This window comes from Streptomyces sp. NPDC087859 (genome assembly GCF_044742595.1).
GTDB lineage: Bacteria > Actinomycetota > Actinomycetes > Streptomycetales > Streptomycetaceae > Streptomyces > Streptomyces canus_F.
On the sequence record NZ_JBIUUU010000002.1, the window covers coordinates 535469 to 549427 of the forward strand.

16 protein-coding genes are annotated in these 13959 nt (G+C 71.9%); 10 read left to right on the plus strand and 6 right to left on the minus strand.

Annotated features, from left to right (window positions below):
- Positions 1-61 precede the first annotated feature (61 nt).
- Positions 62-766, minus strand: coding sequence for a GntR family transcriptional regulator (locus tag ACIOHP_RS06365; protein ID WP_361550439.1), 705 nt, complete (start codon positions 764-766; stop codon positions 62-64).
- A gap of 122 nt (positions 767-888) precedes the next feature.
- Complete coding sequence (locus ACIOHP_RS06370; RefSeq protein WP_401883869.1) at positions 889-2244, minus strand: aspartate aminotransferase family protein; 1356 nt, start codon at positions 2242-2244, stop codon at positions 889-891.
- Between the two features lie 169 nt (positions 2245-2413).
- On the opposite strand from ACIOHP_RS06370, the gene ACIOHP_RS06375 reads away from it, so the two are divergent.
- From ACIOHP_RS06375 to ACIOHP_RS06390, 4 genes are all read left to right on the plus strand, one after another.
- Positions 2414-3013, plus strand: a complete 600-nt coding sequence (locus ACIOHP_RS06375; protein WP_401883871.1) for a type 1 glutamine amidotransferase family protein — start codon at positions 2414-2416, stop codon at positions 3011-3013.
- A complete protein-coding gene (locus tag ACIOHP_RS06380; protein WP_361550433.1) occupies positions 3010-3489 on the plus strand; it encodes a MarR family transcriptional regulator in 480 nt (159 codons plus the stop codon). The genes ACIOHP_RS06375 and ACIOHP_RS06380 overlap by 4 nt, the downstream gene beginning before the upstream one ends.
- 89 nt (positions 3490-3578) lie before the next feature.
- A complete protein-coding gene (locus tag ACIOHP_RS06385; protein WP_401883873.1) occupies positions 3579-5573 on the plus strand; it encodes a protein kinase in 1995 nt (664 codons plus the stop codon).
- 124 nt (positions 5574-5697) lie between these two features.
- Positions 5698-7143, plus strand: coding sequence for a M28 family metallopeptidase (locus ACIOHP_RS06390; protein ID WP_401883875.1), 1446 nt, complete (start codon positions 5698-5700; stop codon positions 7141-7143).
- Here ACIOHP_RS06390 and ACIOHP_RS06395 read toward each other — a convergent pair.
- Positions 7140-7745, minus strand: coding sequence for a response regulator transcription factor (locus ACIOHP_RS06395; RefSeq protein ID WP_361550427.1), 606 nt, complete (start codon positions 7743-7745; stop codon positions 7140-7142). The two genes, ACIOHP_RS06390 and ACIOHP_RS06395, sit on opposite strands and share 4 nt — an antisense overlap.
- The gene (locus tag ACIOHP_RS06400; protein WP_401883877.1) at positions 7742-8917 is read right to left on the minus strand and encodes a sensor histidine kinase; all 1176 of its coding nucleotides are present in this window, start codon (positions 8915-8917) and stop codon (positions 7742-7744) included. Before ACIOHP_RS06400 ends, ACIOHP_RS06395 begins: the two co-directional genes overlap by 4 nt.
- Positions 8918-9053: 136 nt before the next feature.
- Between ACIOHP_RS06400 and ACIOHP_RS06405 the strand changes: the two genes are divergently transcribed.
- Both ACIOHP_RS06405 and ACIOHP_RS06410 read left to right on the plus strand, forming a co-directional pair.
- Entirely contained in the window at positions 9054-9458 is a 405-nt protein-coding gene (locus ACIOHP_RS06405) for a hypothetical protein (protein WP_361550423.1), read from the plus strand.
- Complete coding sequence (locus ACIOHP_RS06410; protein WP_401883879.1) at positions 9455-10006, plus strand: hypothetical protein; 552 nt, start codon at positions 9455-9457, stop codon at positions 10004-10006. Before ACIOHP_RS06405 ends, ACIOHP_RS06410 begins: the two co-directional genes overlap by 4 nt.
- A gap of 97 nt (positions 10007-10103) precedes the next feature.
- Here the strand turns inward: ACIOHP_RS06410 and ACIOHP_RS06415 are convergent, their stop codons facing one another.
- Complete coding sequence (locus tag ACIOHP_RS06415; RefSeq protein WP_307027950.1) at positions 10104-10856, minus strand: SLATT domain-containing protein; 753 nt, start codon at positions 10854-10856, stop codon at positions 10104-10106.
- A gap of 256 nt (positions 10857-11112) precedes the next feature.
- Here ACIOHP_RS06415 and ACIOHP_RS06420 point away from each other — a divergent pair, with 256 nt between their 5' ends.
- From ACIOHP_RS06420 to ACIOHP_RS06430, 3 genes are read left to right on the plus strand one after another with little or no spacing between them, the layout of a single operon-like run.
- Entirely contained in the window at positions 11113-11451 is a 339-nt protein-coding gene (locus tag ACIOHP_RS06420; protein ID WP_361484364.1) for a YbaB/EbfC family nucleoid-associated protein, read from the plus strand.
- 58 nt (positions 11452-11509) lie between these two features.
- Positions 11510-12109, plus strand: coding sequence for a recombination mediator RecR (gene recR, locus ACIOHP_RS06425; protein WP_266824222.1), 600 nt, complete (start codon positions 11510-11512; stop codon positions 12107-12109).
- Positions 12102-12761: a DUF5063 domain-containing protein gene (locus ACIOHP_RS06430; RefSeq protein ID WP_361484366.1), complete on the plus strand. Its 660-nt coding sequence runs from the start codon at positions 12102-12104 to the stop codon at positions 12759-12761. The genes recR and ACIOHP_RS06430 overlap by 8 nt, the downstream gene beginning before the upstream one ends.
- A gap of 42 nt (positions 12762-12803) precedes the next feature.
- Here the strand turns inward: ACIOHP_RS06430 and ACIOHP_RS06435 are convergent, their stop codons facing one another.
- Positions 12804-13523 carry a TSUP family transporter gene (locus ACIOHP_RS06435; RefSeq protein WP_401883883.1) on the minus strand — a complete coding sequence of 240 codons (720 nt, stop codon included), beginning with the start codon at positions 13521-13523 and terminating at the stop codon, positions 12804-12806.
- A 143-nt stretch (positions 13524-13666) separates the two neighbouring features.
- On the opposite strand from ACIOHP_RS06435, the gene ACIOHP_RS06440 reads away from it, so the two are divergent.
- Positions 13667-13849 carry a hypothetical protein gene (locus ACIOHP_RS06440; RefSeq protein ID WP_361550416.1) on the plus strand — a complete coding sequence of 61 codons (183 nt, stop codon included), beginning with the start codon at positions 13667-13669 and terminating at the stop codon, positions 13847-13849.
- Positions 13850-13959: the final 110 nt, after the last annotated feature.

Sequence of the window (13959 nt, forward strand, 5' to 3'; positions counted from 1 at the left end):
GGATCAGCCGCTCTGCTGGAGGTCCCATACCCACACCCGCCGCAAGCTCACGTGGAGCGGCTCATCCGCCGGCCAGCCGCTCGACCACCGCGAGCGAGTGCGCGTTGTACGCGGCCACTATCTCCCGCGCCGCCGTGGTGTCCCGGTGGACGAGCGCGTCGACCAGTTCGGTGTGCTCGGCCCACAGCTGTCCGCGCAGATCCGTGAGGCGGCGCAGGTGCTGTACCGCGCACACCCAGGACTGGACGCGCAGCCGGTGCAGGAAGTCGGCGAGGTAGGGGTTGCCGAACACGGCGCTCAGCTCGCGCCAGAACCGCAGGTCGTAGCCGATCAGCACGATGATGTCCCCGGCGAGGGCGGCCCGTTGCGCCTCCTCGCCCCGCCGTCGCACCCCGGCGAGGGCGGCGAGGACACGGGAGTTGTCGGGGTCGTGGACGAACCCCTGGTGGCCGCCGTCCAGCGCGTGGAACATGCCGTCGATGACGAGGCTGCGGGCCTCGATGATGCCCCGGTAGTCGGCCAGGGAGTACTCGTGCACCCGGAAACCGCGGTGCTGGTCCGCCTCCAGGAGTCCTTGAGCGGACAGGTCGACGAGCGCCTCGCGGACCGGGGTCGCGGAGACCCCGTACTGCTCGGCGATCTCCTTGACCGTGAACTCCTGACCCGGCTGGAGACGCCCCGCGAGCACCTCGTCGCGGAGCGCGTCGGCGATCTGCTGCCGCAGGGTGCTGCGGGTCACGGCGCCGTTGCCGCTGCTGCCGGGCATGGTCGGCCTCTCCCTGATGGCGGTCGGGTGGTGTGCTCGTACACGTATGTCTACGAGCACGCCACCTTACGCGTTCGGGTTTTCGGCGTTTACCCGCGTAGCGTCCGTCACAGGGCCCGCGACTACCGCGTGTGCTCGTCCGCCACGGAGAGCGCCGCGTCCAGTGCCGAGAGGCCTTCCTTCAGCTCGGCCTCGGTGATGTTGCACGGCGGCACGACATGGGTGCGGTTCATGTTGATGAACGGCCAGATGCCGTGCTTCCTGGCGGCGGCGCCGAACGCGAGCATCGGGGCGTTGGCCTCACCGGCGGCGTTGTACGGCACCAGCGGCTCGCGGGTCTCCTTGTCCTTGACCAGGTCGAGCGCCCAGAACATGCCGACACCGCGGACCTCGCCGACCGACGGGTGGCGCTCCGCCAGCTCCCGCAGCGCGGGCTCGACGACCTCGGAGCCGAGCCGGGCGGCGTTCTCGACGACACCTTCCTCCGCCATCACGTTGATCGTGGCGACGGCGGCGGCACAGGCCAGCGGGTGCCCGGAGTACGTCAGACCACCCGGGTAGGGCCGCTTGCCGAAGGTCTCCGCGATCTCGCCGGAGATGGCGACACCGCCGAGCGGCACGTATCCGCTGTTCACGCCCTTGGCGAAGGTCATCAGGTCGGGCGTGACATCGAACAGGTCGGCCGCGAACCACTCGCCGGTCCGCCCGAACCCGGCCATGACCTCGTCCAGGATGAAGACGATCCCGTACTTGTCGCAGATCTCGCGCACCCCGGCGAGGTAGCCGGGCGGCGGGACCATGATCCCGGCGGTGCCGGGGATCGTCTCCAGGATGATCGCGGCGACCGTGGCCGGCCCCTCGAAGGCGATCGTCGTCTCCAGGTGCTCCAGCGCCCGCGCGCACTCCTGCTCCTCCGTCTCCGCGTAGAAGCGGGAGCGGTACAGGTACGGCGCCCAGAAGTGGACGACGCCCGCGGAGGCGCTGTCGGAGGCCCAGCGGCGCGGGTCACCGGTGAGGTTGATCGCCTGCTGGGTGCCGCCGTGGTACGAGCGGTAGGCGGCGAGCACCTTGGACCGGCCCGTGTGCAGGCGGGCCATGCGCACGGCGTGCTCCACCGCGTCGGCACCGGCGTTGGTGAAGAAGATCTTGTCCAGGTCGCCGGGCGTCCGCTCGGCGATCAGCCGGGCCGCCTCGGAACGGGCCTCGACGGCGAAGGCGGGCGCGAACGTGGACAGGGTCGCGGCCTGTTCCTGGATCGCGGCGACGACCTTCGGGTGCTGGTAGCCGATGTTGGTGTAGACGAGCCCGCTGGTGAAGTCGAGGTACTTGTTGCCGTCGTAGTCCCAGAAGTACGACCCCTCGGCGCCGGCGACGGCGAGCGGGTCGATGAGCTCCTGCGCGGACCAGGAGTGGAACACATGAGCGCGGTCCGCGGCCTTGACGGCGGCGCCGACCTCGGGGTTTGGCTGAGGGGTCATGCGGGTGAGCGTAAATGTCCGCGATACGGAAGCGGTATCGGCGTCCTGTCTGTGGACGCGGGCTTTCCGCGACAGGTTGTCCAGGGAGGTTCAGACGATTCATTGACAGCATCCTGTCGAAGTGACAGCATGTTGTCATCGAAGGTTGATGACGACCGAGGAGGCAGCCATGAGCCGCAAGCCCGTGCATCTCGCCGTGTACGACACCTACGCCGACTGGGAGACCGGCCACGCGACGGCGTATCTCGCCCGCGCCGGGTACGAGATCCGCACGGTCGGCCCGAGCCGCGAGCCGGTGACCTCCGTCGGAGGGCTGCGGGTCCAGCCCGCGGACGCCCTGGACGACGTACGACCCGACGACAGCTCCCTGCTGATCCTCCCGGGCGCCGATCTCTGGGACACGAGCGACCGGTTGGCGTCCTTCGCCCGCAAGGCGCGGGAGTTCCTGGCCGCCGGGGTGCCCGTCGCCGCGATCTGCGGGGCGACCGCGGGACTCGCGCGGGAGGGGCTGCTCGACGACCGGGAGCACACCAGCGCGGTCTCCTTCTATCTGGCGGCCACGGAGTACAAGGGCGGTTCCCGCTACGTGGACGCCGACGCCGTCACCGACCGCGGACTGATCACCGCCGGGCCCACCGAGCCGGTCGCCTTCGCGCGGGAGATCCTCGGGCTTCTCGGGGTGTACGAGGGCGAGGTGCTGGACGCCTGGTACCGGCTCTTCCACGACTCCGACGTGACGGCGTACGCCGTGCTGGAGGGGGCTCGGTGAGCGGGGAGCGGCAGGAACTGCTCAGTCGCGGTGCGCTCGGCGTCTTCCGGCTCAACGGGCAGTTCCTGGGCGTCGCCGACGAGCTGGCGAAGCCCGCCGGGCTCACCGCCGCCTGGTGGCAGGTACTGGGGGCCGTGCTCGGGGAGCCGTTGCCGGTGTCCGGGATCGCCCGGGCGATGGGGATCACCCGGCAGAGCGTGCAGCGCATCGCCGACCTGTTGGTCGAGCGCGGGCTCGCCGAGTACCGCGACAACCCCGCCCACCGCCGCGCCAAGCTCCTCGCGGCCACCGAGGAGGGGCTCGCGGCGGTCCGGCGGATCAACCCCGGGCACGCGGCCTACGCCGACCGGCTCGCCGAGGCTTTCGGCGCGGACGAACTGGCGGACGCCGTACGGCTCATGGAACGGCTGTCGAAGGTCCTGGAACAGATCGGCCCGCCGGTGACGCAAACGGAGCGGTCCGTTACGGAACCGTAGAACGCGCGTCGCCGAGCCCCCCGTACGCCCGCACTATCGTGGTCAGTCGCACTGGGGCACGCACGGGGGAGTTCGGGGGAGGGGCTGCGATGGAGAGCCTGGGGGCGGGGGATCCGCAGAGGATCGGGGCGTACCGGCTGCTGGCGCGGCTCGGGGCCGGCGGCATGGGGCAGGTGTATCTCGCCAGGTCGGACCGGGGCCGCACCGTCGCCGTCAAGCTGGTGCGCGAGGAGCTCGCCGCGCAGGAGGAGTTCCGGGCGCGGTTCCGGCAGGAGGTGCAGGCCGCCCGGCAGGTCGGCGGGTACTGGACCGCACCCGTCCTGGACGCCGACACCGAGGCCGGCGTGCCCTGGGTCGCCACCGGGTATGTCGCCGGGCCCAGCCTCCAGCAGGTCGTCGGACACGACCACGGGGCGCTGCCCGAGCGGTCGGTGAGGATCCTCGCGGCCGGGCTCGCGCACGCGCTCGAGGACATCCACGCGGCCGGGATCGTGCACCGGGATCTCAAGCCGTCCAATGTGCTGGTGACGATCGACGGCCCCCGCGTCATCGACTTCGGCATCGCACGGGCCCTGGAGACGGTGACCGACGGGGGGCTGACGCGGACCGGCGCGCTCGTCGGATCGCCCGGGTTCATGGCGCCCGAGCAGGTGCGGGGCGACCGGATCACCCCGGCCTGCGATGTGTTCTGCCTCGGCTCGGTGCTCGCGTACGCCGCCACCGGGAAGCTTCCCTTCGGGGCCGGGGGGAGCGGGGTGCACGCCCTGATGTTCCGGATCGCCCAGGAGGAACCCGACCTGGAGGGCGTGCCCGAGGGGATCGCCGAGCTCGTCCGCGACTGCCTGAAGAAGGACCCGGCGAAACGGCCGACGCTGGACCAGGTGCTGGAGCGGACCGGGGCCGAGGACACGGTGTCCGACGGGCGCTCGCGGGACCCGTGGCTGCCGAGCGCGCTGGTGGCACAACTCGGGCGGCACGCGGTGCAGTTGCTGGACACGGAGGATCCGGAGGGACCGGGTGCGGAAGCCGGTGCGGGCGCGGGCTCCGGCCCTGGTGCGGCCCCCGGCTCCGGCTCCGCCGAGGCCTCGCCCGAGCACGCGCCCGCGCCCGCCGACGGCACCCCGCCTTCCCCGGGCCGGCCGGGCGGGGGTGCGCCGCTGAACCACCTGCCCACGGTCGTCGTGGGACAGGGCACCCGGACTCCCCCGCCGGCGCCGACGAGCGAGCCGGGCCGGCCACAGCCCCCGTACGGCCCGTCGCCCGCCCACCCCGGATACGGCGCCGACCCGCAGACGCCCCCGCCGTACGGCCCCGCGCCCGGTCACCCCGCCTACGGCCATCCCCAGCCGCACCCGCAACACCCCCAGGCCCAGCCCCCGGCGTACGGATACCCCCAACAGCCGCAGACCCCGGCGTACGGCCACCCGTCCCCGCCCGGCGTCCCCTCGCCGTACAACCCCTACGGCGGCCCCGGCCACACCCCGCCCTACGGCCCCGGCCCCGGCTTCACCCCGCCTCCCGAACCCCAGCGCCGCAACGGCCGTTCCACCGCCGCCCTGGTCGTCGTCGCGCTGGTCGTCGCGCTCGGCGCGGGTGGCTCGGTCTACGCGCTGATGAACAGCGACGGCGGCGACGACGACAAGGCCGGCCCCACTCCCACCCCCACCGCGAGCGCCCCCACGACACCGGGCCCCACCACCCCGGAGCCCTCGCCGACGCCCACCACCTCGGCTCCGGCGGACGGCAGCGTCCCGGCCGGCTACCTCGGCACCTGGACCAGCACCATCGACAACGCCGACGGCTCGCACGCCCGTCAACTCACCATCCAGGAGGGCGAGGTGGGCGACGCCATCCTCTCGCTCGTCGCCGACGGCCCCGACTACCACTGTGTGTTCGAGGCTGCCCTGACCGAAGAGCCCGCGGACAACGGCCCGTTGCGGATCGGCCCGTCCACGGTGACGGTCGGCGAGCCCGCCTCCTCCTGCTCGCCGGGCGCGGCCAGCGAGGTCACCCTGCTGTCGAACGGCACCCTGGAGCGAGTGAACACGAGCAACGGGGAGAAGCTGACCTACACGAAGCAGTGACCCGAACTCCGGCTGCCCATAAGGCTGTTGGGCTCACGCCCGTCATCCGCGAGCACGGCCGTCTTCCGTGCGAGCGGCAAGAGGGGTTGGGTGGAGGACGGCATCCCCGATCCCAGGAGGACGCATGCGTCCCAGCAGGAGAACGGTTCTGACCGCGACGGGCGCGGCGACGGCCGCCGCCTGCACGAGCGGCGGTACGGCCGAGGCGGCCCCCTCGGCAGGCTCTTCCTCCGCCGTGGCCTCGTCGGCCGGTACGGCGGCACCCCCGGGCAGCCGCCCCCCGGCCACCGCCCAGCCCCCGACCCGTGAACTGCGCGCCCTGCTCCGGGAGATCGACCCGGACCGCATCGAGGCGACGGTCCGCACCCTCGTCTCCTTCGGCACCCGCCACACCCTCTCCGCCCAGGACGACCCGGCCCGCGGCATCGGCGCCGCCCGCGACTGGCTGCTGGCCGAGCTGCGCTCGTACGCCGAGGCCTCCGGCGGCCGGATGACCGCCGAACTCCAGTCGTACGTCCAGGAACCGGGCCCCCGGATCCCGGCACCGACCCGCATCACCAACGTCGTCGCGACCCTGCGCGGGTCCGTCACACCGGAGCGGATCTACGTCGTCTCCGGGCACTACGACTCCCGGGTCACCGACGTCATGGACGCGACCTCGGATGCGCCGGGCGCCGACGACGACGCCTCCGGTGTGGCGGTGGCGCTGGAGCTGGCGAGGGTGATGGCGAAGCGGCGCCCCGCCTCGACGATCGTGTTCGCGGCCGTGGCGGGGGAGGAGCAGGGCCTGTTCGGATCGGCGTACATGGCCCAGCGGTTCAAGGCGGCCGGGGCGGATGTGCAGGGCATGTTCACCAACGACATCGTCGGCAGTTCGACCGCCGACGACGGTACGAGGGACCCGTACACCATCCGCCTGTTCGCGGAAGGCGTCCCGTCCTCCGAGACCGCCGAACAGGCCGCGATCCGTCGCTCGGTCGGCGGCGAGAACGACTCGGCGACGCGTCAACTCGCCCGTTTCGTAAGGGACGTGGCCGACAACGACGCCACCGGCATGAACGTCCGGGTCATCTACCGCCGGGACCGCTACCGCCGTGGCGGCGACCACATCTCCTTCCTCGAACGGGCCTATCCGGCCGCCCGCTTCACCGAGCCCGCCGAGGACTTCGCCCACCAGCACCAGGACGTACGCGTCGAGGACGGCAAGCAGTACGGCGACCTGCCCGAGTTCTGCGACTTCGCCTTCATCGCGCGGGTGGCCAGGGTGAACGGCGCCGCCCTGTGGACCCTGGCCCAGGCCCCCGGCACCCCCAGGGGCGCGAAGATCGTCACGACGAACCTCACCAACGCCACGGAACTGGTGTGGACCCGGGGCACGGAACCGGATCTCGCGGGCTACGAGGTCGTATGGCGGGAGACGACGGCGCCCGAGTGGATGCATGTCGTCCCGGTCGGCGATGTGACGAGGCACGAGGTGGACCTGTCGAAGGACAACGTGTTCTTCGGGGTGCGGGCGGTGAACGCGAAGGGGCTGAAGAGCCCGGTGGCGTTCCCGGATCCGCAGTCCTAGATCCACCCCTGTTGCCAGGCGTGATGGGCCGCCGCGTGCCGCGTGGTGGCCCCCAGCTTGGACATGGCGGCCGAGAGGTAGTTGCGAACGGTCCCCTGGGCCAGATGTACCTGTGCCGCGATCTCGGCCACCGACGCCCCCGTACGGGCCGCCCGCAACACCTCCAACTCCCGCTCGCTGAGCGGACAGTCGTCCTCCGTCAGCGCGGACGCGGCGATGTCCGGATCGACGTAGCGGCGCCCGGCGGCGATGTCGCGGAGGATCTCAGCGAGCCGGGCGGCGGGGGTCGTCTTGGGCACGAACCCGCGGACCCCGGCGGCCAGCGCGCGGCGCAGGACGGCCGGCCGGGCGTGCCGGGTCACGATGACGACGTGGGTGTCCCGACGGGCGGCCCGGATCTCCTCGGCGGCCCGCAGCCCGTCCGTGGGCGGCATCTCCAGATCCAGTACGGCGATGTCGGGCCGGTGCTCCAGGGCGAGCCGTACGGCATCGGTGGAGGTGGCGGCCTCCGCGACCACCGTGAGGTCGTCCTCCAGGGAGAGGAGTGCGACGAGGGCGCCGCGCAGAAGGTCCTCGTCGTCGGCGAGGAGGAGCCGGATCACTCTTCGCTCTTCTGTACGGGCAGGGTCGCGGTCACCACGAAACGGTCGCCGTCCTCCCGTTCCCAGGTCAACTCCCCGCCCGCGGACCGCAGTCGCTCGGCGAGACCGACGAGGCCGGTGCCGTCGCCGGTGCCGGAGTGTGCGTGGGCCTGGTCGTTGCTGATCGTCAGCAGGGCCTGCTCCCCGCTGACGCGGTAGTCGACCTCGGCGTGCCGGGCCTGACTGTGGCGGAGCACATTGGTGGTGGCCTCGCGCATGACGAGGCCGAGCAGCTGACGGTCCGGGTCGCCCAACTCCCGCTGAAGGGCGGCTGGTTCCAGGTTCATGCGCGCGTCGATGCCGGCCGCCGCCAGCACCCGGGTGGCGTTGGCGATCTCGCCGTCGAGGGTGGTCCGGCGCATGCCCCGCACCACGGCGCGCGTGTCCCGCAGCGCGTCCGCGCACAGCCGCCGTATCTCCTGCATCTCGCCGGAGGCGCGCGCGGGGTCGACCTCGGCGATGCGTGAGGCCAACTCCGCCTTCAACGCGATGACCTGCAGATGATGCCCCTGGATGTCATGGAGGTCGGAGGCGAACCGCAGCCGCTCGTCCTTCACCGCCAGCTCCGCCTCCAGCCGCCGCGCCCGGTCGAGCCGCCCCGCGATCCGCCAGGCCCACAGCGGCCCGAGCACGGTCCACACGGTGAACGCGGTCAGACAGGCCGGGAAGAGAGCGGCGTACGCCAACTCCTCGTCCCCCGCGACCAGGTTCACCGCACTGCCCGGCACCAGCGCGAGGACGACGGCACCGCCGATCAGCCACCGCCTCCCGGCCGCGGAGAGATAGACGGCCACGATCGCCACGGTCACGGCCGGGGCGACCGCCCACAGTCCGTAGTTGTGCCGGACCAGCGGCAGCGCGGCGAGCGCCGCCGCGGCGAGACAGGCGGTGACCAGCCACCCCGCGAGCGGCCGCAGGACCGGCGTGCGGTCCTCCATCGCCCCGCCGAGGAGCACGGCGGCGGCGACGGCCTGGACGCCCAGCGCCGGGACCACCGGCACCCGCGCCCACAGCGGCACGTCACCGTCCAGGGCCCAGCTCCCGTACGCCAGCACCAGCACACAGACGACGGTCCCCGGCACGGCCCACCACGTGTAGCGCCGGAAACTCGTGAGCCCCGCCCCGTTGTCCACGCGGCCATTGTGGCAGCGCCCGGATGACAGATGTCATACGACGACGTGCACGGCCGGCACTACTGGCGCTCCCTCGGTCCCGCCACTCTGAAGGACGTGGGGAGATACCCCACCCCGGTACTGCCGAGGAGGCGCCATGCATCACGTACGGCACGACGTACGGCACCACGGATTCGCCCGCCACTACGTCGAGATGATCCTCGCGATGCTGGCCGGCATGCTCGTCCTCGGCGCGGCCCTGCGGGGCGTCCTGGCGCTCACGGACGTCACGTACGGCATGTCCCGCCACCCCCGGCTGGTCACGCTGGAAATGGCGTTCACGATGTCCGCCGGCATGGCGTTCCGGATGCGCCGCCGCGGCCACGCCTGGCCCGGCATCGGCGAGATGTGCGGGGCGATGTTCCTTCCCGCGCTGGTCCTCCTGCCGCTGCTGTCCCTGGACGTCGTGGACCCCGGCGCGGCGATGACGTGGGAGCACCTCGCGATGCTGCCGCTGATGTTCGCCGTCATGCTGCGGCGGCGCACGGAGTACGGCGCGTGAACGCCCGCGCGGTGACCCGCCGTTGGCCCACCTGCCTGGCTGTCGCGATCTGGGCCGCCCAGGCCGCCGCGAGCGCCTCCGACACCCTGGACGAGTCGGTCACCGGCTTCGGCGAGGTCCTGCCGCTGCTGCCGCTGCTGTACGTGGTGATCAACCAGCTCGGCACGCCCCGGTCGACCTGGCCGGTGCTGGGCGGGGGCCTGGTGCTCGTGTTCGGCCTCCAGGCACTGGACCTGGTGTCACCGGCGGGGGTGATGGTCGGGATCGCGCTGGGGGTGCTGCTGTGGGGGACGGTACGGGGTGCTCCACACCCGCTGGCCGTTCAGGCCGTAGGGGTGGCCGTCTTCGGGACGCTGGCCGTGACCGGCCTCCTGGTCGACCCGGAGGCGTGCCGCTGGCTGGTGGCGGCCGGCTGGTTCTTCCACGGGCTGTGGGACTTGGCGCACCTGACGCTGGAGAGATTGAAGGGGGTGGTGGCGCCAAGCTTCGCGGAGTGGTGCGCGGTGGTGGACGTGCTGGTAGGGGTCGAACTGTCGCTCCTACGGTGACTGCATGTTTCCAAGGGGCGCGGGGAACTGCGCGACCAGCCACGACGGCGCCGCACCCCTACGACGCGCCCAGCCCCTACGGCGATGGCGCCCCCCGTCACCGAGGCTCCGGCGGCCGCTGCCGAGGCATGTTCGGCCGCGCACCCCCTGCACCGGGCGGCAACGGGAACCGCCCCTGGACCACGTTTCCGTCCCCCCGGGCCGCCCCCGCGACACCCCCCTGAATCCCCAACGGCGCCGACCCCGTCCGGAACTCCACCATCCAGTCCGCGGTCTCCACCCGCACCAACTCGGTCACGTCCTCGGAGAACCTCCGCAGCACCCCGAGACACCGGTCGGCCGCCTCCCCCGCGGTCCCCTCGGCCGGCCCCAGAACCTCCCGCACACTCTCCGAGGCCCAGTCGAACTGGAGCACCTGCAACCGCCGCTGCACGGCCTGCGCGGTGGCCACATCCCTTATCCACCCGGACGTCACCCCGAAGAACCGGTCCACGGCCACGCACGCGACGGCGAGCAGCAGCGCCAGATACCCCCAGCCCGCGCCCCCGCCGACGACCCCCGTGAGGTCCAGCAGCGGCAGCGAGGCGCCGGCCACCGCCCCGGCCGCGGCCCCGCACCGCAGGGCCCGCGCACCCCGCCGCTTCCACACCCGGTCCGCGAGGTACCACGCGGCGGTGTCGAGCGCCCCGCGCTCCACCCACCGGTACAGCTCGTCGAGACGGAGCGCGGGTTCGCCCCAGTCCCCGAGCGGAAACGTCCGTCCTGTCAGGTCGCCCGGCCGCGGCCCGACCGCCTCCCCGCCCCGCCCGTCCTGAGGCGGACCCTCGGGCTGCATCTCCGGCTGACCCACCCGGCACTCCCTACTGATCACGGCCGATCACGCTGTGTGACGCATGGTGCTGACGCGCCGGGTCTTTCCTACCGCCCAATGGGTGGCGAAGGGACGGCTTTCACTCCTTTTCCGCCCGGAAGTGGGCCTTGATCAGGTATAGGACTCGACAACATCTCACTCGAAAGAGTGCCGGGGCGATGGCTGCGTGGAGCACGTAGGCTCGTCACAGAGGACGAGACCCGGAAAGACCCAGACCTATGAGCGGGAGCTGATCGTGATCCCCGGTGGTGGCCAGCCCAACATGCAGCAGCTGCTCCAGCAGGCCCAGAAGATGCAGCAGGACCTGGCGAACGCGCAGGAGGAACTGGCGCGGACCGAGGTCGACGGCCAGGCGGGCGGCGGCCTGGTCAAGGCGACGGTCACCGGCTCCGGTGAACTCCGCGCCCTGAAGATCGACCCGAAGGCAGTGGACCCGGAGGACACCGAGACCCTCGCCGACCTGGTCGTCGCGGCCGTACAGGCGGCCAACGAGAACGCGCAGACGCTCCAGCAGCAGAAGCTGGGCCCGCTGGCCCAGGGCTTGGGCGGCGGTATTCCGGGTCTGCCTTTCTAAGAAGGGCGTCCGCCAACTACCGTACGTACCCAAGGAACCCAGGAAGGACGGCAGTCCGTTGTACGAAGGCGTGGTGCAGGACCTCATCGACGAACTGGGCCGGCTGCCCGGCGTCGGTCCCAAGAGCGCCCAGCGGATCGCCTTTCACATCCTGCAGGCGGAACCGACGGACGTACGGCGGCTCGCGCAGTGCCTGATGGAGGTCAAGGCGAAGGTCCGCTTCTGCGCGACCTGCGGAAACGTGGCACAGGAAGAGCTGTGCAACATCTGCCGCGACACTCGCCGCGATCTCTCGGTCATCTGCGTGGTGGAGGAGCCGAAGGACGTGGTGGCCATCGAACGCACCCGCGAGTTCAGAGGCCGCTATCACGTGCTCGGCGGAGCGATCAGCCCCATCGAAGGTGTGGGTCCGGACGACCTGCGTATACGAGAACTTCTCGCGCGGTTGGCCGACGGGACGGTCACGGAGCTGATCCTGGCCACGGACCCGAACCTGGAGGGCGAGGCCACGGCCACGTACCTCGCCCGCATGATCAAGCCCATGGGCCTCAAGGTCACCCGCCTGGCCAGCGGCCTCCCGGTGGGTGGCGACCTGGAATACGCGGACGAGGTGACCCTCGGCCGCGCCTTCGAGGGGAGACGACTCCTAGATGTCTGACGCCACACTGCACGCGACTGCGCACAACCCGGACGACTTCGCGGTCCAGATCGCGGACCAGGTGGAGAGCTTCCTGGTGGCCGTCACCGAGGTGGCAAGGGGCGACGAGCCGGACTCCGCCGTGCCCTTCCTCCTCCTGGAGGTCTCCCAGATCCTCCTGGCCGGCGGCCGCCTGGGCGCCCACGAGGACATCGTTCCCGACGAGCGCTACGAGCCCGACACGGGCCCGGACGCCGACGTGGACGAACTCCGCGAGAACCTGGCGAGGCTGCTGGACCCGATCGACGTCTACTCGGAGGTCTTCGACCCCTACGAGCCCCGCAAGGCCCCGGTTCCGGCGCGTATCTCCGACGACCTGACCGACGTCATCACCGACCTCCGCCACGGCATGGCCCACTACCGCGCGGGCCGCACCTCGGAGGCCCTGTGGTGGTGGCAGTTCTCCTACTTCTCCAACTGGGGCTCGACGGCGTCCGCGACGCTGCGCGCCCTCCAGTCGGTGGTCGCGCACGTGCGGCTGAACCAGCCCCTGGCGGAGCTGGACGGCCTCGACACGGACCAGTCCGTGGGCGACGAGACCCTGGAGTTCGAGGCGGGCAAGGTCATGGTGGAGGAGATCGCCGAGCCCCTGGGCATGCGCCCGGTCAAGTGACCCGGCAGCCGGCAGGGCAGCCGGCGGATCCGTCCCGGGAGGTCACAGGCCCCACATCCCCTTGCCGACGGCCGTGATCCCGCCCGTCAGGGCGAGCAGCAGTACGAGCAGCCGGGCCCGCTTCTCGGGTATGCGGGAAGCGAGGCCCCTGCCGATCAGGCCGCCGACGGTCATCGCCACGACCACCCAGCCCCACCGCGCCCCGCTCAGTTCCGGCACCCCGTTCGCCGCCACGGAGAACGCGTTGACGACGACGCCGTAGAACATGGCGTTCGGCACGAACTCCCGTACCGTCCAGCCCGCGTTGAGGGCGTACAGGGAGACCGGCGGCCCGCCCACCCCCGCCGCCGCGTTCATGAACCCGCCCGCCGCACCCGCCGCGACCGCGCCCTTCGTGCCGCGCAGCGCGGGCACGCGCACGCCCCGCATGACCAGCAGCACGGCGACGGTGACGAGTCCGCCCATTACCAACAGCAGGACCGGCTCCGGCAGTTGGCGGGTCATCCAGGCCCCAGCCGGTACCGTGCACGCCGCCGCCACGCACAGTGGCACCATCGCGCCCGGACGTACCTGACGCCAGCCGCCCGCCAGCCCCACCACACAGATGGCCCCGGAGGCGCAATTGGCCAGGACCACCCCCTGGGTGGGCCCGAGGAGCAGGATCAGCGCCGGTACGGCGACCAGGGCGAAGCCCATGCCGGTGAGCCACTGGACGGAGGAGCCGAGCAGCACGATCCCCGCGAGAAGCACGTCGGCGGTCATGGTTCGGCTCCCTCTCCTCGGCCCACCCCAGGTGTAGCCCGCTACACCCCCGCTTCGGGAGAGCACTCCCTAGTGTGGGCCCCCGCGCCACGGGATCGTTGATCTCACCAGGTCACCGCCCCCGTAGCGAAGGAATCGCCCCCATGAAGAACCTCCTCTCCTCCAAGCCCGTCCTCTGGTTCCTCTTCCTCTTCAACGCCGCCGTCGCCGCCGTCGCCCCCTTCGTCGTGGACGGCAGCCAGGGGGTGATGACCGCCGTGGGCATGGGCGTCGTCGCGGCCGGTGCGGGAGTGAGCCTCGTCCGGGACAGGAGTGTCGCCAAGTAGTCCCCCGCTCACGCTCCGCGAGTTGGATCACTCCTGGCCGTTCCCTGTACGACGCCTGCACGGCCCCTAACCGGTGTCACGCGAGTCTGGAGTCACTTCCTCCACAGGAA

Excerpts from the sequence above, each read along its gene's own strand:
- ACIOHP_RS06365 (WP_361550439.1), bottom strand. The coding sequence starts at position 766 with ATGCCCGGCAGCAGCGGCAACGGCGCCGTGACCCGCAGCACCCTGCGG.
- ACIOHP_RS06370 (WP_401883869.1), bottom strand. The coding sequence starts at position 2,244 with ATGACCCCTCAGCCAAACCCCGAGGTCGGCGCCGCCGTCAAGGCCGCG.
- ACIOHP_RS06375 (WP_401883871.1), top strand. The coding sequence starts at position 2,414 with ATGAGCCGCAAGCCCGTGCATCTCGCCGTGTACGACACCTACGCCGAC.
- ACIOHP_RS06385 (WP_401883873.1), top strand. The coding sequence starts at position 3,579 with ATGGAGAGCCTGGGGGCGGGGGATCCGCAGAGGATCGGGGCGTACCGG.
- ACIOHP_RS06390 (WP_401883875.1), top strand. The coding sequence starts at position 5,698 with ATGCGTCCCAGCAGGAGAACGGTTCTGACCGCGACGGGCGCGGCGACG.
- ACIOHP_RS06405 (WP_361550423.1), top strand. The coding sequence starts at position 9,054 with ATGCATCACGTACGGCACGACGTACGGCACCACGGATTCGCCCGCCAC.
- ACIOHP_RS06430 (WP_361484366.1), top strand. The coding sequence starts at position 12,102 with ATGTCTGACGCCACACTGCACGCGACTGCGCACAACCCGGACGACTTC.
- ACIOHP_RS06435 (WP_401883883.1), bottom strand. The coding sequence starts at position 13,523 with ATGACCGCCGACGTGCTTCTCGCGGGGATCGTGCTGCTCGGCTCCTCC.
- ACIOHP_RS06440 (WP_361550416.1), top strand. The coding sequence starts at position 13,667 with ATGAAGAACCTCCTCTCCTCCAAGCCCGTCCTCTGGTTCCTCTTCCTC.